At 77.2% G+C, this 514-nt stretch carries 1 pseudogene; it reads right to left on the bottom strand.

What is annotated here, in order from left to right:
* Nucleotides 1-514: pseudogene (locus Y694_RS22215) on the bottom strand (imelysin family protein); the annotation flags it as partial.

Below are 514 nucleotides of genomic sequence, written 5' to 3'. Positions count from 1 at the left end.
CTGGCGGCGCGCGGCCAGTCGGGCGCGCGGCCGGCGGCGGCGCGCAGCGGCTTTTCCATCTGGGCCCAGCGCAGGCGCTCCACGCCGCCCACCCATTGGTTCACGAACTCGGTGCTGCCGGCCACCACGCTGGCTTCGTCCACCTCGCCGTCGGCGTCGTGCTCGGCCGCGGCCGTGGCCTGGGCGGCAAAGGCCTGCGCCAGCGCGTCGGCCTCGCGCTGGATGTCGCGTGCCACTTCCACGGCATAGCGGCAGGCCGGCGTGCCCGGCGCCACGGGCCGGCTCCACAGCAACCACTCCAGCGCGGGCAGGCCCTTGGCGGGTGTGCCCACGCGCTCCATCGCGGCGGCGTCGGCCGGCGCGGCGCGCACCGCCTTCTCGATCAGCGCCGGCCGCGTGGGCGCGAAATCGATCTGCCGCAGCGAGCGCCGCTCCACCAGCGGCCCCACGGCCACCGTGGACAGCCGCTCCCAGGCTGCACGCTGCGGCGCCACTGCGCACGCGCGCCTTCCAG

The organism is Methylibium sp. T29-B (assembly GCF_000576225.1).
Classification (GTDB): Bacteria; Pseudomonadota; Gammaproteobacteria; order Burkholderiales; family Burkholderiaceae_C; genus Methylibium; species Methylibium petroleiphilum.
This window is presented reverse-complemented; position numbering and strand designations above follow the sequence as displayed.